The organism is Ensifer sp. 1H6 (genome assembly GCF_001976035.1).
GTDB lineage: Bacteria > Pseudomonadota > Alphaproteobacteria > Rhizobiales > Rhizobiaceae > Ensifer > Ensifer canadensis.
Window position 1 is genome coordinate 50,977 of record NZ_MOAI01000008.1, and the last position, 19,001, is coordinate 69,977.

The 19,001-nt window shown below is 62.0% G+C and carries 15 protein-coding genes and 1 pseudogene; 6 read left to right on the plus strand and 10 right to left on the minus strand.

Going from position 1 to position 19,001, the window contains the following annotated elements; genetic code table 11:
- Positions 1 to 156 precede the first annotated feature (156 nt).
- The 6 genes from BKP54_RS11635 to BKP54_RS11665 all read right to left on the minus strand — a co-directional run bounded on the left by BKP54_RS11635 (position 157) and on the right by BKP54_RS11665 (position 7,758).
- Entirely contained in the window at positions 157 to 2,058 is a 1,902-nt protein-coding gene (locus BKP54_RS11635; RefSeq protein ID WP_025426096.1) for a potassium transporter Kup, read from the minus strand.
- A 17-nt stretch (positions 2,059 to 2,075) separates the two neighbouring features.
- Positions 2,076 to 3,053, minus strand: coding sequence for a magnesium transporter CorA family protein (locus BKP54_RS11640; protein ID WP_025426095.1), 978 nt, complete (start codon positions 3,051 to 3,053; stop codon positions 2,076 to 2,078).
- 423 nt (positions 3,054 to 3,476) lie between these two features.
- Positions 3,477 to 4,637, minus strand: a complete 1,161-nt coding sequence (gene apbC, locus BKP54_RS11650) for an iron-sulfur cluster carrier protein ApbC (RefSeq protein WP_025426093.1) — start codon at positions 4,635 to 4,637, stop codon at positions 3,477 to 3,479.
- 449 nt (positions 4,638 to 5,086) lie between these two features.
- The gene (locus tag BKP54_RS11655; protein ID WP_025426092.1) at positions 5,087 to 5,842 is read right to left on the minus strand and encodes a LuxR family transcriptional regulator; all 756 of its coding nucleotides are present in this window, start codon (positions 5,840 to 5,842) and stop codon (positions 5,087 to 5,089) included.
- A 169-nt stretch (positions 5,843 to 6,011) separates the two neighbouring features.
- On the minus strand, positions 6,012 to 6,752 hold the full coding sequence (locus BKP54_RS11660; RefSeq protein ID WP_025426091.1) for an autoinducer binding domain-containing protein: 741 nt from the start codon (positions 6,750 to 6,752) through the stop codon (positions 6,012 to 6,014).
- A 193-nt stretch (positions 6,753 to 6,945) separates the two neighbouring features.
- On the minus strand, positions 6,946 to 7,758 hold the full coding sequence (locus BKP54_RS11665) for an IclR family transcriptional regulator (RefSeq protein ID WP_025426090.1): 813 nt from the start codon (positions 7,756 to 7,758) through the stop codon (positions 6,946 to 6,948).
- Between the two features lie 167 nt (positions 7,759 to 7,925).
- On the opposite strand from BKP54_RS11665, the gene BKP54_RS11670 reads away from it, so the two are divergent.
- The 5 genes and pseudogenes from BKP54_RS11670 to BKP54_RS11690 all read left to right on the plus strand — a co-directional run bounded on the left by BKP54_RS11670 (position 7,926) and on the right by BKP54_RS11690 (position 13,056).
- Positions 7,926 to 8,696, plus strand: a complete 771-nt coding sequence (locus BKP54_RS11670; RefSeq protein ID WP_057211578.1) for an SDR family oxidoreductase — start codon at positions 7,926 to 7,928, stop codon at positions 8,694 to 8,696.
- Positions 8,693 to 9,612: pseudogene (locus tag BKP54_RS11675) on the plus strand (2-dehydro-3-deoxygalactonokinase). The gene BKP54_RS11670 and the pseudogene BKP54_RS11675 overlap by 4 nt, the downstream one beginning before the upstream one ends.
- A 16-nt stretch (positions 9,613 to 9,628) precedes the next feature.
- The gene (locus tag BKP54_RS11680) at positions 9,629 to 10,264 is read left to right on the plus strand and encodes a 2-dehydro-3-deoxy-6-phosphogalactonate aldolase (RefSeq protein ID WP_025426087.1); all 636 of its coding nucleotides are present in this window, start codon (positions 9,629 to 9,631) and stop codon (positions 10,262 to 10,264) included.
- On the plus strand, positions 10,264 to 11,148 hold the full coding sequence (locus BKP54_RS11685) for an SMP-30/gluconolactonase/LRE family protein (protein ID WP_025426086.1): 885 nt from the start codon (positions 10,264 to 10,266) through the stop codon (positions 11,146 to 11,148). Before BKP54_RS11680 ends, BKP54_RS11685 begins: the two co-directional genes overlap by 1 nt.
- 183 nt (positions 11,149 to 11,331) lie before the next feature.
- Positions 11,332 to 13,056, plus strand: a complete 1,725-nt coding sequence (locus BKP54_RS11690) for an IlvD/Edd family dehydratase (protein ID WP_025426085.1) — start codon at positions 11,332 to 11,334, stop codon at positions 13,054 to 13,056.
- Positions 13,057 to 13,117: 61 nt separating this feature from the next.
- On the opposite strand, the gene BKP54_RS11695 is transcribed toward BKP54_RS11690, so the two are convergent.
- Positions 13,118 to 13,399 carry a hypothetical protein gene (locus BKP54_RS11695; RefSeq protein WP_128090402.1) on the minus strand — a complete coding sequence of 94 codons (282 nt, stop codon included), beginning with the start codon at positions 13,397 to 13,399 and terminating at the stop codon, positions 13,118 to 13,120.
- Between the two features lie 8 nt (positions 13,400 to 13,407).
- Positions 13,408 to 14,214: a hypothetical protein gene (locus BKP54_RS11700; protein ID WP_084814469.1), complete on the minus strand. Its 807-nt coding sequence runs from the start codon at positions 14,212 to 14,214 to the stop codon at positions 13,408 to 13,410.
- A gap of 365 nt (positions 14,215 to 14,579) precedes the next feature.
- Here BKP54_RS11700 and BKP54_RS11705 point away from each other — a divergent pair, with 365 nt between their 5' ends.
- Positions 14,580 to 15,221, plus strand: coding sequence for a PRC-barrel domain-containing protein (locus BKP54_RS11705; protein ID WP_025426083.1), 642 nt, complete (start codon positions 14,580 to 14,582; stop codon positions 15,219 to 15,221).
- Between the two features lie 60 nt (positions 15,222 to 15,281).
- Here BKP54_RS11705 and BKP54_RS11710 read toward each other — a convergent pair whose 3' ends face one another.
- On the minus strand, positions 15,282 to 17,330 hold the full coding sequence (locus tag BKP54_RS11710; protein ID WP_084814470.1) for an NADH:flavin oxidoreductase: 2,049 nt from the start codon (positions 17,328 to 17,330) through the stop codon (positions 15,282 to 15,284).
- Between the two features lie 95 nt (positions 17,331 to 17,425).
- Positions 17,426 to 18,976 (minus strand): trimethylamine methyltransferase family protein, encoded by a 1,551-nt coding sequence (locus tag BKP54_RS11715; RefSeq protein WP_025426081.1) that lies wholly within the window; start codon positions 18,974 to 18,976, stop codon positions 17,426 to 17,428.
- Positions 18,977 to 19,001: the final 25 nt, after the last annotated feature.

Genomic DNA, 19,001 nt, shown 5'->3' on the forward strand with positions numbered 1-19,001 from the left:
CGCTAGGACAATGAAGCCGCCGGACGCTGTGCCGACGATGCTTCGTTCGAGCCTTGAAAATGAAGCATTAACCTTGATGTTTGGTTAATGCGTCTTCACTGAAAGGCCGGAAGAGCGGGCCTTGCGGCCCGCCGGCCGTCTTTGCAGCCGGTATCGTCAGATGATGACGTGCGAGCCGAGTTCGACGACGCGGTTGGTCGGCAGGCGGAAGTAGTCGGAAGGGTCGATCGCGGCATTGGCGAGCGCGATGAACAGGCGGTCCTGCCAATGCGGCATGCCGGACTGGGCGTCCGGTACCAGCTTGCGCCGTCCGAGATAGAACGACGTCGACATGATGTCGAACTTCAGCCCCGACTTGCGGAAGAGCCCCAGCGCCTGCGAGACGTTTTGCGTCTCCATGAAACCGAAGCGCATTTCGAGCAGGGTGAAGCGTTCGGAAAGCGGCTGCACGCTGACGCGTTCGGCCTTTGGCACTTTCGGCGTATTGGCGGTGCGGATTGTCAGGATGAAATTCTGCTGATGCAGCACGTGATTGTGCTTGATGTTGTGCAGCAGGGCCGCGGGCGTCGATTCCGGGTCGCTCGTCAGGAACACCGCTGTGCCGGGCACCGAAACCGGCGCATGTTCGCTCTTGCGCTCGATCGACTTGACGAAGCTTGCCAGCGGAATGTCGATATGGCGGGTCTTGGCATGGAGAATTTCCGTGCCGCGTTTCCAGGTCCACATGATCACGATGAAGGTCGCGGCGATCAGCACCGGCACGTAGCCGCCGTCATGGATCTTCAGCATGTTGGCGCCGAGGAAGACGAATTCCAGCGCGAACAGCGGCAGCAGCACGGCGCCGGCCCAGAGCGCCGACCAGTTCCAGCGCGCACGCAGGAACTCGAAGGAGAGAACTGTCGTGACCACCATCGCGCCGGTGACCGAGATGCCATAGGCGGTGGCGAGCGATTCCGACGAGCCGAAGACGAAGACCAGCGCCATGACGCCGAACATCAGCAGCGTGTTGACGTTGGGCAGATAGATCTGCCCCGTGTGTGTCTCCGACGTGTGGAAGATCGCCATGCGCGGCAGGAAGCCGAGGTGGATCGCCTGCCGCGTCAATGAGAATGCGCCCGTTATCACCGCCTGGCTGGCAATGATCGTCGCGAACGTCGCCAGGATGACCACCGGCAGCAGCGCCCATTTCGGGAACATCAGGAAGAACGGGTCCGACATCGCCTCGGGGTTCTTCAGGATGAACGCGCCCTGGCCGAGATAGTTGAGCGTCAGCGCCGGAAAGACGACCAGGAACCATGCCCACTGGATGGGCCGGCGGCCGAAATGGCCAAGGTCCGCATAGAGCGCCTCTGCGCCGGTCACCGTCAGGAACACGGCGCCGAGCACGATGATGCCGACATAGCCCTCATTGAACATGAAGCTGACGGCATAATAAGGATTGAAAGCCTTGAAGATCGACAGGTCGTCGGAAATGTGGACAAGGCCGATGCCACCCATGACCAGGAACCAGACGAGCGTGATCGGGCCGAAGAAGTTGGAGACCGCGGCCGTGCCCTTGGACTGCACGGCAAACATCAAGAGCAGGATGACCACGGCAATGGGAACGACATAGTCCGACAGCGCCGGGGTCACGAGTTTCAAGCCCTCGACGGCCGAAAGCACTGACAGAGCCGGCGTGATCATCGCATCGCCGATGAACAGCGCGGCACCGGCAATGCCCATGAAGAACAGGATGGCCGTGTGGCCATTCCCCGTTTTCATCAGCAGCGCCAGCAGCGAGAGCGTGCCGCCCTCCCCCTGGTTGTCGGCGCGCAGCAGAAACAGCACATATTTGATCGTGACGATGATCGTCAGCGTCCAGATCATCAGCGAGATCAGGCCGATGATTTCGACATCGGTGACGCCGTCGTGGGACACCGGGCGCAGCGCTTCGCGAAACGCGTAGAGCGGGCTGGTGCCGATATCGCCATAGACGACGCCGATGGAGCCGAGGCCGAGGACGAGCAGCCGGCGCAGGTCTTTCGACCCTTGTGTGGAAGGGGCATGCGATTGGGTCATGCGTGTCCTACAGGCTGTTACAGCCAGCCTTTCCAGCGAAAGAAGAAAAACGGTATCACGGCGGATATCACCATGGCAGCCAGCGCCCAGGGATAGCCGAGCGGCCATTCGAGTTCCGGCATGACGCGAAAGTTCATGCCGTAGACGGAAGCGACCAGCGTCGGCGGCAACAATACCACCGAAGCGATCGAGAAAATCTTGATGATGGCATTCTGCTCGACATTGATGAGGCCGAGAGAGGCGTCGAGCAGGAAGGTGATGTTGCCGGAGATGAACGACGCATGTTCCGACAATGTCTGGATGTCGCGCGAGATCGAGCGGCAAAGTTCGCGGCTGTCCTTGTCCGCCTGGACCTCGGGAACGGTGTAGACGAAGGTCAACAGGCGCGAGAGCGACGCGAGGCTATCGCGGGTCTTGGCGACCAGCCGGTGATGGCCGGCGACATCGCGCAGGCGCGCTTCCAGAAAATGCGGCGGACGACGTTTGACGACTGCCTTGTCGCCAAAGACCTGCAGCGACAGATCGTCGATCTTGCCCACGGCCTGCTCGAGAATTTCGGCAGTGCGGTCGGCAATCGTTTCGAGCAACCGGGTCAGCATCACCACACCGTTCGGACAGCCGCCCGGAATCCGATGCATTGCCGCCTTGAAGAGGGCGAAGGCACGCGGTTCGGCGTAGCGAATGGTCACAAGACGCCCGCCATGCAGGATGAAGGCAACGTCGGTGAGATCGGGAATATCGGTTTCCGAACGATAGACCAGCGACGCCGTCATGAACACGGCATCGGCCTCGGTATAGAGCCGGCTCGACGGCTCGATGTCCTTCAGGTCGTCGCGTGTCGGGATCGAGATGCCCAGAAGCTTCTCCATCATCAGATCCTCGGCCTTGCTCGGCTCGACGAGGTCGACCCAAACGATATCTGGCCGCAGGGCAACGAGCTCATCCGCCACCGACAGGGTGACAGTCTCACCGTTGGAGCAATAGCCCGTGATCATTCAGGCGCCCTTCCCGCAGCTGCGGCCCTGGGCAGAGGTGCGAACCCGAGCGAAAGTGAGCAACCGCATCGGCGCCACAGTATTCCCACAATCGAATTCCATCGGATGAAGCGTTCCGCCAGTCAGGACAAAATCCTCAACTCGGTCGTCGCGGGAGGACAAGATCTCCAGCGAGAGGGCGCTAAGTTGGGCACCTTCGCAAGTGCGGCACGGCATATGGCGCAATACAGACGCAAAATCAATGCCCCCTCGATACATGACACAGGCGCCGTCTACTGTTCCGGCGTCACCCTACTGCATGTTTCGCCGAATCGAAATCGGGGCGCGGACAAAATTGTGCCGCTATTCCAGGGGGCTGCAGCAGGCGACCGCCAAGTCGGGCTGCCACCGCAACGATGGCGTCCGACGAAGCTGGATGAAGGCCTATTCGAAGACGATGCTCGGCATTGCACGGCTCTTGTCGTCGCGGGCAGCCAAAACCTCAGCCCAGACCTTGGTCGCGATGTCGCGATAGATGCGGGCGATCTCGCCGTCTGCATCGGAAACGACCAGAGGCGTGCCCGCATCGGATGTTTCGCGGATGCCCATGGTCAACGGCACTTCGCCGAGGAAGGGTACGCCGATGCGCTCGGCCTCCTTGCGCGCGCCGCCATGGCCGAAAATGTCGTAGCGCTTGCCGGTGTCCGGCGCGACGAAATAGCTCATGTTCTCGATGATGCCGAGCACCGGCACTTCAACCTTGCGGAACATCGCCAGCCCTTTTCGGGCATCGATGAGCGCCAGGTCCTGCGGCGTCGAGACGATCACCGCGCCGGCGAGTGGAACTTGCTGTGCCATGGTCAATTGCGCGTCGCCGGTGCCTGGCGGCATATCGACAACCAGCACATCGAGATCACCCCAGGCGACTTCGCGCAGCATCTGCAACAGCGCCGACTGGATCATCGGGCCGCGCCAGATCATCGCCACTTCCTCGTCAACGAGGAAGCCCATGGACATGACCTTGAGGCCGTAGTTTTCCATCGGGCGGATCATCCGGCCCTCGATCTGCTGCGGCCGGCCGGAAATCTTCAGGAGGCGCGGCATCGACGGGCCATAGATGTCGGCGTCGAGCAGGCCGACTTTCAGGCCGTTGGCCTTCAGCGCCAGCGCCAGATTGACCGATGTGGTGGATTTGCCGACGCCGCCCTTGCCGGAGGCGACGGCGATGATTGCGCCAACGCCGGGAATGCCTGCCTTGGCGGGCGCGCCGCCGGCCGGACGCTGGCCATGGGCATGACCGGCATGGGCGCCGGCCGGTTGCGGACGCTGTACCGGGGCTGCCGCTGGTGCTGCCTTGCGGTCGGCCGTCAGAGCGACCATCGCCGCGCTGATTCCCGGGATTTCCCGCACCACGCGCTCTGCGGCTGCGCGCATCGGCTCCAGTTCCTTGGCCCGATCGGCCGGAACGGTGATCGAGAAATAGGCCTTGCCATCCGAAATGAAGACATCCGACACGAGCCCAAGCTCGACGATGTTGCCTTCCATGTCCGGTCCGCGGACCGTTCGCAGCTTATCAAGAACCACGTCTCTGGTGACTTCCGGCATCGCGCCCTCTCATTCTCTGCTATCTCTTGGATAACGTTTGTTATCCCTTAGATAATCGAGGCAGGGCGCTTCGCCAATGCGACATAACGGAAAAAGCAGGGCCGCCACTCACCCTGGTGTCCGTACATCCGGAATCACAAGCGTGATCCAGGGATCACACGGGGTTGGGTGGCGGCCCTTTTTGTCGCGACCTTCTTGGGCGCTGTCTTGTTTTTAGTCCCCTCTGGACATGCATCTAGCAATGCAGGATGCGTGCCAGATTCGAGGAAGAACAAAAAAGCGAATATTTTCAGTGGATTAGATGCGGCGTTGGTTGCCCGAGACCCCGAGAGCATCTGCCCAGTTTATGGGCAATGGTCTCAAATCCGCACAGGATCGGTGCATCTTTCAGCTGTGACCCACGCGGAAGACGGGGCGAAAGGCTTCGGGCCCGTCGCGCCGAACGACGGCTAGCTGATGTAGCCCTTCTTCATCGCCTTGACGACGGCCTGCGTCCGGTTCACCGCGTCGAGCTTCTTGGTGACGTGGTTGAGGTAGTGGTTCACCGTGTGCTCGGAGAGGCCGAGAATGCCGGCAATCTCGGCGCTGGTCTTTCCCGCCGCCGTCCAGCTCAGGCACTGGATCTCGCGCTCGGACAGCGACGCACTGCTGTTCTTCCACACGGAACCGATCTCGGCCAACCGGTTGTAGACATGGATCGCGATCATCTGCAGTTCCATGATCACCGTCATCGGCAGTTCGGCTTCCGGCCCCATCAGGATGACGGCGCCACGGCCGCCTTCGGCGTCATGCACCGGGAAGTAGCTGGCCTGGAAGATGGCGTTCTCGCGCAGCATCGCAATGTATTCCCGGGCTGAATCGGGCTTGCCGCCCTCGCCTTCCCAGGCATCGAGCGTCACCTGGAACGGCGTCGTCGTTTCCCGCAGCCGCTTGACGCCGGTGCTGAAGCGCAGCATCGACAGGCTGTCATATTTGTTGAGCAGCTCTGCCGGCATATTGGAAATGACCGTGGTTGCCGCCAGGCGCTCGACATCAATGGAAGGGATCGAACAGATGAGAAAGGTTTTGAAGCCGAACATCTGCGTGATCCGCCGCATATAGCGGATGATGTCGAACTGGGTCTCCAGTTTTGCGATCTCGGACGCGAAATCACCGCCCCGGGGCAGATCTGCGTCAGTCGTCCCGGTGGTCATCGTATCCTGCATTCGCGCGTTCCATGGCATTCATCAACTATCAAATAGACCGACCTGCAGGCCAATGCCAACAGATGATCGAGATTCCCTGCCCTACGCGCCCAAAAGCCTGTGTATTTCCCTACAAGCGACCTGCGCCATGCCGCAGCATCCAGCTTTGATGTGCAGGATGTGCCAATTCTCAGTTGATCAAACCGGCACGCATGGCCTTGACGACCGTTTGCACGCGATTGACCGAATCCAGCTTTCGCGTCGCCCGGTTGAGATAGTGGTTCACCGTATACTCCGATAGCGCCAGGATGCGCGCCATCTCGCTCGTGGTCTTGCCGGCGGCGGCCCAGCGCAGGCATTCGACCTCGCGGCGCGACAGGCTTCCCGAGCCGCGTCGCCCGCGCTCACGCACCTCGGCCAGCTTGCTGAACAGAATACCGGCCCACAGATTGAGTTCCTGCATCTCGTCGTTCGACACCACAGGGCGGTCGCCGCCAAAGGCAATCGCAGCCCGGTGGCCGCCAGCGTCGTGCACCGGCAGATAGATGCCGCGCGGCATGCCCGCCTGCTCAAAGACGCAGATGGCCGCGTCGCCCTTGCCATCGGCGCGGCGGCGCGCCAGTTGATGGGCATCATAGGTAAACGGTATGGTGCTGCGGCGCAGACGCTGGATCACAGGGCTGCCATTGATCAGGCCAGCGCTGTCGTAGCCTTTCAGGAACTCGACCGGATAGGTCGTCATGATGGCGTTGTCCTCAAGGCTGTTACAGCCGGTATCCGGAACGGCGAGCACAAGGAAACCACGGAAGCCGTAGGCCTCCGCAACCTGGCCGATCACCCGTCTGATATCGTCCTCGCAACAAATCGGCCCCCTCACGGACCGTCCGTCAGGAAGCATCAATGACGCCATATTCGCGCTGAAATCGATCATCTTCCGCCCTTCTCCACATCCAGCTCCGGGGAGGAGCACGGCCGCTGACGCCGCATGAAGATCACGTCAAAATTTCTATCAATGTCATAATCAACTCTGTCCGCGGGAACCGCGAAGCGAGTCTGATATATTAACGTTATCGAGCTTGGAACACTACGTCCAGTCGAAGTTTCTAATTTACCGTAAAGTGAACTCAAGGTCCACCGCGGCCCGGACCGAGGCGAATCGCGGCCTCCTCCCCGATCGCCGCCGCCGCCGTCCGTACCGCCCCCGACCAGGCGGCCAGTTGCTCCATGCTCACCCGATAGGCCGGTCCCGTAACCGAGATTCCAGCCGTCAGATCGCTACCCGAAACACGGATCGGCGCAGCCACGCAACGGATCTCTATCTCATGTTCTTCCCGATCGAAAGCGTGTCCGTCGCGGCGAATGTCCGCAATCTCCGCCAGCAACGTTTCGGCCGAGCGATGCGTATGCGGGGTGAACGCGTGGAACGCCATTTTTGCAACAAGCCGCTCCAGTTCCGGTTGCGGCAACAGCGACAGCGCCGCCTTGCCGATGCCGGTGCAATAGACGGGAGAGGCCTTGCCGATCTGCGAACTCATGCGCACCGTCTGCCGGCTTTCGACCTTGTCGACATAGACGATCTCGGTTTCCCTGAGGATGCCGAGATGCACAGTCTCACCCGTCAACTCGTGCAGGCTGCGAAGATGCGGTTCAGCAACGTCGCGGAAGCGATTGCTGGACCAGGAGCGATAGGCAAGTGTGAGCAGGCGCAGGCCCGGCTCGTAGCAGAGATCGCGCCGCTGCACGAGCAGCCCTTCCTCGACGAGATGGCTGAGCAGCCGATGCAAGGTTCCGCGCGGCTGGCCGGATCGGGCAAGGATGTCGGTGAAACGCTGCGGCCCATCCGCCATCACAACGGCCTCAAGAACGGCCATGGCCTTGCCGAGCGTGCCGGTACCCGCCACCTCACCATCCGCAAACACTGCCAGGTCTTCGCTCATGTCGCTCGCATCATTCCGGTCCCATCAAGGTCCAAGGTCCGCCATCCTATCTTGACAAGATAACCGCCGTCGCCCGATAATTCCATATAATAAAATCACGTTCCACATATTGGAACAAAGAAACCTGCAAGCGTGCCGGGACGGCGCGAATGGGGAGTGCCCGACCGATGCCGTTGCCTGCGGCCCAATTTCACGACCTGAGGGATCGCTGTATCCTTGTCACCGGCGGTGGCGCCGGCATCGGTGCGGCACTCGTCGAAGGTTTCGTTCGTCAAGGGGCGCACGTCGCCTTCGTCGACATCGACGAGGCGGCAAGCCGGGAGCTCGCCGACAGGCTTTCTGTCGAGGCCGGATATAGGCCGCTCTTCATTCATGCCGACCTGCGCGATATCGAGGCATTGAGGACAGCCGCCGAAACGGCCGCGGCGACACTTGGCGCGATCCACGTGCTCGTCAACAATGCCGCACGCGACGACCGGCAGCCGCTCGAAAGCGTCACCGAAGAGAGCTGGGACGAAAGCCAGGCCGTCAATCTCAGGCACCTGTTCTTCATGAGCCAGGCGATAGCGCCGCATATGCGCCGGGCCGGCGGCGGATCGATCGTCAACTTCTCGTCGATCGCCTTCCTGCTCAACATGGCGGAAATCCCCGCCTATGCGACGGCCAAGGCGGGCATCATCGGATTGACGAAGTCGCTTGCCGGCAAGCTTGGCCCCGACAATATCCGCGTCAATGCGATCCTACCCGGCATGATCGTTACCGAGCGCCAAAAGAAACTCTGGCTCGACGAAACGGCGATTGCAGCGATGCTGGAGAAACAATGCCTGAAGCGAAGCCTGACCGCCGAGGACCTCGTCGGCCCATGCCTTTACCTGGCGTCCAACAGTTCCATGGGCATGACGGCCCAAACGATGATCATTGACGGAGGCGCACTTTGATGACCGCAGCCTATTATGCCGCAGTCGACTGGGGAACCACGAGCTTTCGGCTCTGGATCATTGCCGAAGACGGCGCGGTGCTTGCAGAGCGGCGCAGCGGCGAAGGCATGACCACGGCCGCCAAGACCGGCTTTTCAACCGTGCTGGAAGCACATCTGGCGGCGGTGGCCGCACCGACGCACCTGCCCGTCATCATCTGCGGCATGGCGGGCGCCAAGCAGGGCTGGCTGGAGGCCGGCTACCTCGATACGCCCGCCGTCCTCTCGAGAATTGCGGCAAGCGCCGTCGCGGTGCCCGATGTCGGCCGCGACATCCGCATTCTGCCGGGTCTTGCCCAGCGCGATCAGCAGCATCCCGACGTCATGCGTGGCGAAGAGACCCAGCTGCTCGGCGCTGCAGCCAGGCTTGGCGACGGCCGGCACCTCGTCTGCATGCCCGGAACCCACAGCAAATGGGTGCGGCTCGACGGCGGCAAGGTCACCGGTTTCTCGACCTTCATGACCGGCGAATTGTTCGACGTGATCGCCAGGCATTCCATTCTCAGCCATTCGGTCGCGGATGCGCAGGTTTTTTCCCGCGACATCCCGCGTTCCTCGCCGCCGTCGCGGCGGCCTACGCCGACCCGGCGCTCGCCACCAACCTGCCGTTCGGCGTGCGGGCCGGGCAATTGCTGCACGGCACGACGGCGACGGACGCCAAGGCGACGCTGTCGGGTACGCTGATCGGGCTTGAGATCGCCGGCGCCCTGGCAGCGGCCGGAACCGTCGATAGCGTCTGCCTCGTCGCCTCCGGCTCTCTCGGTGCGCTCTATCGCGAAGCACTTGCAAGCCTCAATCTTAGCCCCCGGATCGTCGACGCCGACGAGGCCGTGCGCGCCGGCCTTTCGACTGCCGCACAGGCAATCTGGCCCCTCTGACCGAAAGACTGCTGATATGAACCGTATCCCCTTTCCGCCGATGAAATACCCGCTGGTCGCCATCCTGCGCGGCCTCAAGCCCGAGGAAACCGAAGGCGTCGTCGGCACGCTGATCGAGGCGGGCTTCACCGCGATCGAGATCCCGCTCAATTCGCCGGACCCGTTCCGGTCGATCGAAACCGCGGTAAAGATGGCGCCGCAGGGCTGCCTGATCGGCGCCGGCACGGTGCTGACGACCGCGCAGGTCGAACAGCTTGCCGATGTCGGCGGACGGCTGATGGTCAGCCCCAATGTCGAGCCGGCAGTGATCCGGCTGGCGGCGCAAAAGGGCATGGTGACCATGCCCGGCGTCTTCACCCCGACGGAGGCGCTCGCGGCCGCTGCGGCAGGCGCAACCGGCCTCAAATTCTTCCCGGCAAGCGTGCTCGGCCCTTCCGGGATCGCCGCGATCCGCACCGTGCTGCCGACCGATGTCGAAGTGGCAGCCGTCGGCGGCGTGTCGGAGGAGAATTTCGCCGACTATGCCAAGATCGGCATCAGAAGCTTCGGGCTCGGATCGAGCCTCTACAAGCCCGGAATGAGTGCCTCCGACGTCGGCAAGCGCGCCGTCGCGACAGTCAAGGCCTACGACGCCGTCTACGGAGCACGATGATGAGCGATAGTATTCCTTTTGCCGGCAGCATCCTTTGCGGAGCGACCTCGATCCTCGGGGAAGGCCCAACCTACGACCCCGGCAGCGGCACCGCCTGGTGGTTCAACATCAAGGGCCAGGAACTGCACGAACTGCACCTCGAAACCGGCCGCAAGGCCGTGCATGCGCTTCCGTTCCTCGGCAGCGTCCTTGCCGTCATCGATCCGCTCCGGCAACTGATCGTTTCCGACCAGGGGCTGTTCCTGAGAGATACGCAGACGGGCGCGTTCAGCCTCGTGACGACGCTGGAGGACAAGCCCGGCAACCGCTCGAACGACGGCCGCGTTCATGCGTCCGGTTCGCTGTGGATCGGCACCATGGGGCGCAGCGCCGAAAAGGGAGCGGGCGCGATCTATCACGTCGCCGGCACGCAGGTGACTAGGCTCTATGACCGGATCACCATTCCCAACAGCATCTGCTTTTCGCCTGACGGAACCGTTGCCTATTTCGTCGACACCGATGTCAACCACCTGATGCGCGTCGACATCGATGCCGAGACGGGATTGCCAACGGGCGAGCCCAGCCTGCTCGTCGACAGCAGCGGCGAGGCCGGCGGCATCGATGGCTCGGTCTGCGACGCCGACGGCTTGATCTGGAATGCCCGCTGGGGCAGCGGCACGGTCGACGTCTATAGGCCCGACGGCGTGCGTCTCACGCGCTATGCGATGCCGACGACGCAGCCGAGCTGCACGGCCTTCATCGGGGCGAAGGCCGACCGCATGCTGGTGACGTCGGCCTGGCAGGATCTGGACGAAGCGGCGCGCGCAGCTGATCCGCATGCCGGCAAGACCTTCGAACTCGGCGTCAGCGTCAACGGCCGGTTCGAGCCGTCCTTCCGCCTCTGATCGGAAACCCTACAGCACCGCGCGTCTTATTAGACGCGCAAAGGTCGCTGTAGCACTTTGAAGTGCTGCATGTTTTTTCCTTAAATCGAATGGGATTTTAAAGAAACATGCAGTAGCGAAGCGCCAATAAAAAGTCATACAATTCATCCACGCGATCAATCGCATGGTGAGGAGGAAGCTTGAATGAGCGACAAGAAGAAAGAACTGCGCAGTCGGCACTGGTATGGCGGCACCCACAAGGATGGTTTCATCCATCGCTCCTGGATGAAGAACCAGGGATTTCCGGACCATGTCTTCGACGGGCGCCCGATCATCGGCATCTGCAACACCTGGTCGGAACTGACCCCATGCAACAGCCACCTGCGCATTCTGGCTGAGGGCGTCAAGCGCGGCGTCTGGGAGGCCGGCGGCTTTCCGGTCGAGTTTCCGGTGTCCTCGCTTGGCGAAACGCAGATGCGGCCGACGGCGATGTTGTTTCGCAACCTGCTCGCCATGGACGTCGAGGAGGCAATCCGCGCCTATGGCATCGACGGCGTCGTGCTGCTTGGCGGCTGCGACAAGACGACACCCGGCCAGCTGATGGGCGCGGCTTCGGTGGACCTGCCGACGATCGTCGTTTCCTCCGGGCCGATGCTGAACGGCAAATGGAAGGGCAAGGACATCGGCTCCGGCACCGACGTCTGGAAATTTTCAGAAGCGGTGCGCGCCGGCGAGATGAGCGTTCAGGAGTTCATGGCGGCCGAGAGCGGCATGTCGCGTTCGCCCGGCGTCTGCATGACCATGGGCACGGCCACCACCATGGCGTCGATCGTCGAGGCGATGGGCCTGTCGCTGCCGATGAATGCCGCACTCCCCGCCGTCGATGCGCGCCGAATGGCGCTGTCGCACATGACGGGCAAGCGCATCGTCGAGATGGTGCATGAGGATCTGCGCCTGTCGAAGATCCTGACCAAGAAGAATTTCGAAAACGGGATCATTGCCAACGCCGCCGTCGGCGGATCGACCAATGCGGTCGTGCATATGCTGGCGATCGCCGGCCGTGCCGGCGTCGATCTCTGTCTCGAGGACTTCGACCGCGTCGGCGGTCAGGTGCCGTGCATCGTCAACTGCATGCCTTCAGGCAAGTATCTGATCGAGGATCTCGCCTATGCCGGCGGCCTGCCAGCCGTCATGAACCGCATCCAGCATCTGCTGCATGCGGATGCGCCAACGGTCTTCGGCATGCCGATCAGCCGATATTGGGAAGACGCCGAGGTCTTCAACGACGACGTCATCCGCCCACTCGACAATCCGCTGCGTGCGGCAGCCGGCATTCGCGTGCTCAAAGGCAACCTTGCGCCGAACGGCGCGGTCATCAAGCCGTCTGCCGCCAGCGAACATCTGCTGGCGCATGAGGGCCCGGCCTATGTCTTCGAGACGATCGAGGACCTGAAGGCCAAGATCGACGATCCGGATCTGCCGGTGACCGAAGACACCATCCTGGTGCTCAAGGGCTGCGGTCCCAAGGGGTATCCCGGCATGGCGGAAGTCGGCAACATGCCGATCCCGCGCCGGCTGGTCGAAAAGGGCGTGCGCGACATGGTGCGCGTTTCGGACGCCCGCATGTCGGGTACGGCGTTTGGAACCGTCGTGCTGCATGTCAGCCCGGAATCGAACGCCGGCGGGCCGTTGGCGATCGTCAGAACCGGTGACCGCATCCGGCTCGACGCGATGAAGGGCGAACTCAACCTGATGATCAGCGAGGAAGAGTTTGCAGCCCGCATGGCCGCCTGGCAGCCGCCGGAGCAGAAATGGACACGCGGCTACTACAAGCTCTATCAGGATACGGTGCTGCAGGCGGACAAGGGCGCCGACCTGGATTTCCTCGTTGGCGGAAGCGGCAGCGAGGTTCTGCGCGAAAGCCATTGAGGATAGCTGTTGCGCCAAGCGACACGGCAGTGGAACCCCGCCCCTTCGGCGGGGTTTTCGTTTATCCGGCCGTCGATCGGCGACCGACCAGCAACTCGGTGGCCGGCGCCAACGAGCGCAGCCGCGACCAGGTCTCATAGCCATAGATGGCGAGACCAACCGCAATGAAGAGTTCCTTGTATTCGGTCGGATCCCAGATGCGCACGAGTTCCTGCGCCTGCAGCACGAACAGTTCCTGGATCGCGACGATCAGGATCGCGCCGGCGGTGAGCACTGTGAATTCCCGCCATAAGCCGCCCCGCAGTGCGAGATCGGCGATCACCAGCAGGATGATTATCGTCATCATCACCATCATCTGGGTCGCAGCATGCTCCAGTTGTCGCTGTTGAACGCCGCCATCGGTGCGCTTGCCGCCAACACCAAAACGCTCGGCGTGAATGCTTCGAACCGCCCGAGCGCGAAACCCTTGCGAAGGTAGAGCCAGACAAAGGGCGCTAACGTCAAAAGCACGAAGCTGCCGGTATAATAGAGCAGCTCGGTGAAACCGGTTGAGATGTTGTGCAGGTTCAGTTCCTGCTGCTTGTTGAGGCCCAGCAACGCGTCGGGCGTGGAAATGCCGAACACGCGTTGCATCCAGGATATCTCTTCCATGCCGACGATGAACAGAACAAGGCTGAAGGATGCCGCGGCACCGGCCGCCAGCCATGCGACGCGATCGGCCTCACCCCGCGCCGCGCGCAATTGACCCATGGCCGCCAGCGCGAAGAACACGCTTGAGGCAAAGATCAACAGGGCGGAAAGCCACTCGAAGATGTTGTCCTCGCGGGCCAGGGCGCTGAAGATCGCGGCATCGACGCTGAAAAGAAGGGCCGCCGCGGCTGCAAAGACCGGCATTGCGATGCAGATCCACAGTTCGCGGCGTGAGGCCATCCGAAGCGCGGGTGCGCCGAGCCAGGACGCATCGCGCGTGAACCCCTGAATAGCCGCAAGCGACAGACTGAGCGACACCCATGCATGCCAAAGATTGTAGGGTTCGATCTCAGGCATCCGCTCCGAAAAATAGCGCACGCCGAACAGGCTGCGCTCGATCCCGACAAGGCCGACCATCACCAAAACGGAAAGCAGGGAAACGGAGAGAAATCGCCGTGGCAGAAACATGGGGAACCGTCCAGATCAACAGGATGGAATATCCACGAAGAATGCTCCATCCCGTCTTCAGCAAGTATAGGCAAGAACACTCAATATTGTATGAATGTAAAGCAGAACTCAATAGACCACTAAAATACATAGCCGGAGTGATGACGCTCCGATATCTGCCGAAAGGTGAGCGACGACCACCGGCGATATTGATCTGCGACCATAGAAGTTTGGCGCATGACTGCCAGAATTCCGGCGCGATCAGTCGAATTTTTCTGGAACCGTTTCTGCCGCCAGGCGTTGCTTTGGTATCACCGGTGCGGTGGAAACCTGGCGACGATCAGGACCGCGCCTTGATCGACAACGTCAAGGAAAGGCAGTTTGAGATGACCAAGAAACTTGTATCTTCCGTTGCGGCCGGTGCGCTTATCGCGAGTGTTGCGTTCGCGCCGATGACCTTCGCTCAGGACGCCACCCAGCCTAAGCCGGCCGAGCCGCAGACGATGGAAATTCAGCCGGCTCCGGGTGCCGAAGCACCTGCAGACCAGGCGCAGACGACACCGCCGGCAACCACCGAAGCACCTGCTGTCACGGCCCAGTCTGACGGAACGTACCTGACCGAACAGGCCAGTGACCAGATCGCGACCAGCACCTATGTCGGCCAGACCGTCTATAATGCCGGCGACGAAAATGTCGGTGAGATTAACGACCTGATCATCAAGAAGGATGGCGGCGTTGTAGCTGCTGTGATCGGTGTCGGCGGCTTCCTGGGCCTCGGTGAGAAGAACGTTGCGGTCCCGTTCGATCGCATTCAGATCTCCGAACAGGCCAATACGGATGCCTTGAAGCTGACGACGACGGAAACCGCCGAAACCTTGAAGGCGGCTCCCGAGTTCAAGACCAAGGCGCAGCAGGTCGCCGAACAGCTCGCCAACCAGCCGGTTGACACGTCGACGACCTCCTCGACCACCGGAACGGCACCGGCTACCCCGATGCAGCCGGCACCGGCTGAGGGTACCCAGCAGTAAGCTGGATCGTTAGACGACCAGAAGATGGAGCGGCGGTGCTTTCACCGCCGCTCGTTTTGTTCAGAAAAGCACGCCGTAGCGCAGCGCATCATAGATGCCGGCATGGATGTTGCGGCTGGCGACGGCATCGCCGATGCGGAACATGTCGAAGCCGGCGCCCGGGTTGCGCAGTGGGATCGGGTTTTCGCCGCGAAGCAGCGCCTTGTAGTCGACGGCGCCCAGATTGCGAGAAATCGGCTTCAATTCGCGGTAGAGATCGTCCATCGGCACGGTGCCGTGCTCGACCACCACCTGCGCCACCCGGCGTTCGCTCGATGCCGTGTCAGAAAAATCGGAACCGAGCGTCGCCACCAGCCCATTGCCTTCCCGCCGAACCGACCGGAGGCGGGTGTTGATCGTCACACGCACATTGTGATCTGCAAACGCCCTGGCGTAAGGCACATGGTTCATGCCGCCGACTTCGGGCGCGAACATGCGCTCGGGCGAGATGATCTCGAGCTCGACGCCAGCGCGCGCAATCAATTCGGCCGCAGTCATGCCGCTATGGGCGCCGTTGTCGTCATAGAGCAGCACGGGTCCCTCCGTCTTCACCGCACCGGCGATGATATCCCAGCTTGAGACAACCAGTTCGTCCCCCGCCTCCAGAGCCGGGTTTTGGGCGATGCCGCCGGTAGCAACGACGACAAGATCGGGCGACCGCTCCAGAACATCGTCGACGCCGGCAAAGACGTTGTAGTGGATCGGCACGCCAAGCCTCTCCAGCTCCGACAGCCGCCAGTCGACGATGCCGATCAGTTCCTTGCGCCGCGGATTGCGCTGGGCAAGCAGAATCTGCCCGCCCGCCTCGCCGGTAGCCTCGATGATCTCGACCACATGGCCGCGCTCGGCAAGCACACGCGCCGCCTCAAGGCCGGCCGGACCGGCACCGACGACGACGGCCTTTCGCTTCGGCCCTTCGCTTCTGGAGATGACGTGTGGCACGATCGCCTCGCGCCCAGTCGCCGCATTGTGAATGCAGAGTGCGCCGCCACCCTCGTAGATACGATCGAGACAGTAGGTCGCGCCGACGCAGGGGCGTATCTGGGCTTCCCGGCCCTCTTCGATTTTCCGGACGATATGCGGGTCGGCGATATGGGCACGGGTCATGCCGACCATGTCGAGTTTGCCCTCGGCTATCGCGTGGCGTGCGGTGGCGACATCGGCGATGCGGGCCGCATGGAAAACCGGAAATTTGGTCGCCGCCCTGATTTCGCCGGCAAAATCGAGATGCGGCGAGGCGGCCATGCCCTGGATCGGGATGACCTTGGTCAACGGCGCATCATGGTCGATGTGTCCGCGGATGATGTTGAGGAAATCGACCTTGCCGGAGTTTGCCAGGCGGCGGGCGATCTCGATGCCTTCTTCCTTCGAAAGCCCCTTCTCCCAATCCTCGTCTGCCACCATGCGCATGCCGACGATGAAATCCGGCCCGACGGACTTGCGGATGGCGTCGAGCACCATGTGGGTAAAGCGCAGGCGGTTGTCGAGCGAGCCGCCGAAGTCGTCGTCGCGCTGGTTGGTGGCAGGCGACCAGAAGCCGTCCATCAGATGGCCGTAGGCCTCAAGCTCTATACCATCAAGGCCGGCGGCCTGCATGCGGGCGGCGGCTGTCGCATAGTCGCCGACGATGCGCTCGATATCCCAGTCTTCGATCTCCTTTGGAAACGACCGATGCGCGGCCTCGCGCACCGGCGAGGCTGAGAGAACCGGCAGCCAGTCGCCCTTGTTCCAGCCGGTGCGGCGGCCGAGATGGGTGAGCTGGATCATCACCGCGGTGTCGTGCTCATGACAGTCGTCGGCGATCTTCTTCAGCCAGGGCACGATCTCGTCGGAATAGGCGTGGAGATTGCCGAAGGCAGGCGGAGAATCCTCCGAAACGATGGCGGAACCCGCCGTCATGGTCAGCGCCATGCCGCCCTTGGCCTTCTCAAGATGATAGAGGCGGTAGCGATCCTTCGGCATGCCGTCTTCGGAATAGGCCGGCTCATGGGACGTCGACATGATCCGGTTCTTGAGCGTCAGATGCTTGAGGCGGTAAGGCTGGAGCAGTGGGTCTTTCGGCAGCGTCATTTCTGTTCCCTTGAGCACCGCCTGTCCGCTGAGCTGGACCGGTGGCACGGCATCATTCTTGTTATGCGCATTCTCAAAGAAGGCTCGGCGTCGGCTCAGTACCAGGCGTCCGCCATGCCGTTCTTGCGGCGAGAAACATAGTCCGTCAAAGCGTCGTCGATCACCACGTCCAGCGGCGGCGCTTCGTATTCGGCCAGCGTCTTCTTCCAACTCCTGTTGGCGCGCGCCGCCATGTCGGTTCCGCCCTCCTCTGTCCATTTTTCAAAAGGCTCGTTGTCGGACAGGGCCGAATCCCAGAAGGCGGTCTGGTAATTGCGCATGGTGTGATCGCATCCGAGGAAATGGCTGCCTGGCCCAACCTGCAGAAAGGCGTCCATGGCCAGCGTGTTGTCATCGACGACAACGCCGGCGAGGTAGGAATGCAGCGCGCCGCAGAAATCCGTGTCCATGACGAACTTTTCGTAGGACATCGCGAGCAGCCCATCGACGAAGCCGGCCGAGTGCAGGATGAAATTGGCGCCGCAATGCACCGCCGACAGCATCGACATGACGCCCTCCTGCATCGCTTGCGCGTCTGGCAGCTTGGAATTGGAAAAATTGCCGGCGCAGCGCAGCGGCAGGCCGAGGCGCCGTGCCAGTTGGCCGATCACCATGCTGCCGATCGCCGGCTCCGGCGTGCCGAAGGTCGGCGACCCCGAACGCAGCGACATGGACGACAGGAAGTTGCCGAAGATAACAGGCGCGCCCTTGCGCTCCAGCTGGGTCAAGGCGCAGCCGGCCAGCGTCTCGGCATAGGATTGCGCGATCGCTCCGGCATTGGTGACCGGACCCATGGCGCCGCCGAGAATGAAGGGCACGATGACAGCCGCCTGGTTTGCCCGCGCATAGGCGCGCAATGACTTCGTCATCGTTCCGTCCCAGACGAGCGGTGAATTGACGTTGACGTTGCCAAGAATGACGCAGTTGGCGTCGACGAAATCGTGCCCGAAGACAATGCGCGCCATCTCGATCGAGTCTTCGGCGCGATCCTCGGCGGTGATCGAGCCCATGAAGGCTCGGTCGGAATATTTGATGTGGCAATAGACCATGTCGAGATGGCGCTTGTTCACCGGAACATCGACCGGCTCACAGATGGTGCCGCCGGAATGGTGCAGCCAGGGGCTCGACTGCGCCAGCTTTATCAGATTGCGGAAGTCTTCGATCGTGCCGTAACGCCGGCCGTTGTCGAGATCGGTGACGAAAGGAGAGCCGTAGGCTGGCGAGAACACGACATTGTTGCCGCCGATTTCGACGCTGCGGACGGGGTTGCGGGCATGCTGGGTAAACTGGCGCGGCGCCGAGCGCACGATCTCCTTCAGCATGCCGGGCTCGAACGTCACCCGCACGCCGTCCAGCTTGGCGCCAGCGCGTTTCCAATGATCAAGGGATGCCGGGTCATCGCGAAACTCGATGCCGACTTCGGCAAGAATACGGTCGGCGACCTTCTCGATTCGGAGCAGGTTTTCTTCGCTCAGGATATCGTAGGTCGGAATATTGCGGACGATGTAGGGGACGCCAAGGCTCTTGGCGCTGACACCGCCGCGTTGCGGCCTTGATCCTCGTGTCCGTCTCGGTGCTTCGCCCGCTTCCACAGCCACCATTTCCATCGCCGTCCTCCCATCATTTGAGGTG

What these genes read in the sequence shown, in the direction of transcription:
- BKP54_RS11705 (WP_025426083.1), top strand. Translation starts at nt 14,580, where the DNA reads ATGACCAAGAAACTTGTATCTTCCGTTGCGGCCGGTGCGCTTATCGCG.
- BKP54_RS11695 (WP_128090402.1), bottom strand. Translation starts at nt 13,399, where the DNA reads ATGACGATAATCATCCTGCTGGTGATCGCCGATCTCGCACTGCGGGGC.
- BKP54_RS11665 (WP_025426090.1), bottom strand. Translation starts at nt 7,758, where the DNA reads ATGAGCGAAGACCTGGCAGTGTTTGCGGATGGTGAGGTGGCGGGTACC.
- BKP54_RS11685 (WP_025426086.1), top strand. Translation starts at nt 10,264, where the DNA reads ATGAGCGATAGTATTCCTTTTGCCGGCAGCATCCTTTGCGGAGCGACC.
- BKP54_RS11670 (WP_057211578.1), top strand. Translation starts at nt 7,926, where the DNA reads ATGCCGTTGCCTGCGGCCCAATTTCACGACCTGAGGGATCGCTGTATC.
- BKP54_RS11710 (WP_084814470.1), bottom strand. Translation starts at nt 17,330, where the DNA reads ATGACGCTGCCGAAAGACCCACTGCTCCAGCCTTACCGCCTCAAGCAT.
- BKP54_RS11640 (WP_025426095.1), bottom strand. Translation starts at nt 3,053, where the DNA reads ATGATCACGGGCTATTGCTCCAACGGTGAGACTGTCACCCTGTCGGTG.
- BKP54_RS11680 (WP_025426087.1), top strand. Translation starts at nt 9,629, where the DNA reads ATGAACCGTATCCCCTTTCCGCCGATGAAATACCCGCTGGTCGCCATC.
- BKP54_RS11660 (WP_025426091.1), bottom strand. Translation starts at nt 6,752, where the DNA reads ATGATCGATTTCAGCGCGAATATGGCGTCATTGATGCTTCCTGACGGA.
- apbC (WP_025426093.1), bottom strand. Translation starts at nt 4,637, where the DNA reads ATGCCGGAAGTCACCAGAGACGTGGTTCTTGATAAGCTGCGAACGGTC.
- BKP54_RS11635 (WP_025426096.1), bottom strand. Translation starts at nt 2,058, where the DNA reads ATGACCCAATCGCATGCCCCTTCCACACAAGGGTCGAAAGACCTGCGC.
- BKP54_RS11700 (WP_084814469.1), bottom strand. Translation starts at nt 14,214, where the DNA reads ATGTTTCTGCCACGGCGATTTCTCTCCGTTTCCCTGCTTTCCGTTTTG.
- BKP54_RS11715 (WP_025426081.1), bottom strand. Translation starts at nt 18,976, where the DNA reads ATGGAAATGGTGGCTGTGGAAGCGGGCGAAGCACCGAGACGGACACGA.
- BKP54_RS11655 (WP_025426092.1), bottom strand. Translation starts at nt 5,842, where the DNA reads ATGCAGGATACGATGACCACCGGGACGACTGACGCAGATCTGCCCCGG.
- BKP54_RS11690 (WP_025426085.1), top strand. Translation starts at nt 11,332, where the DNA reads ATGAGCGACAAGAAGAAAGAACTGCGCAGTCGGCACTGGTATGGCGGC.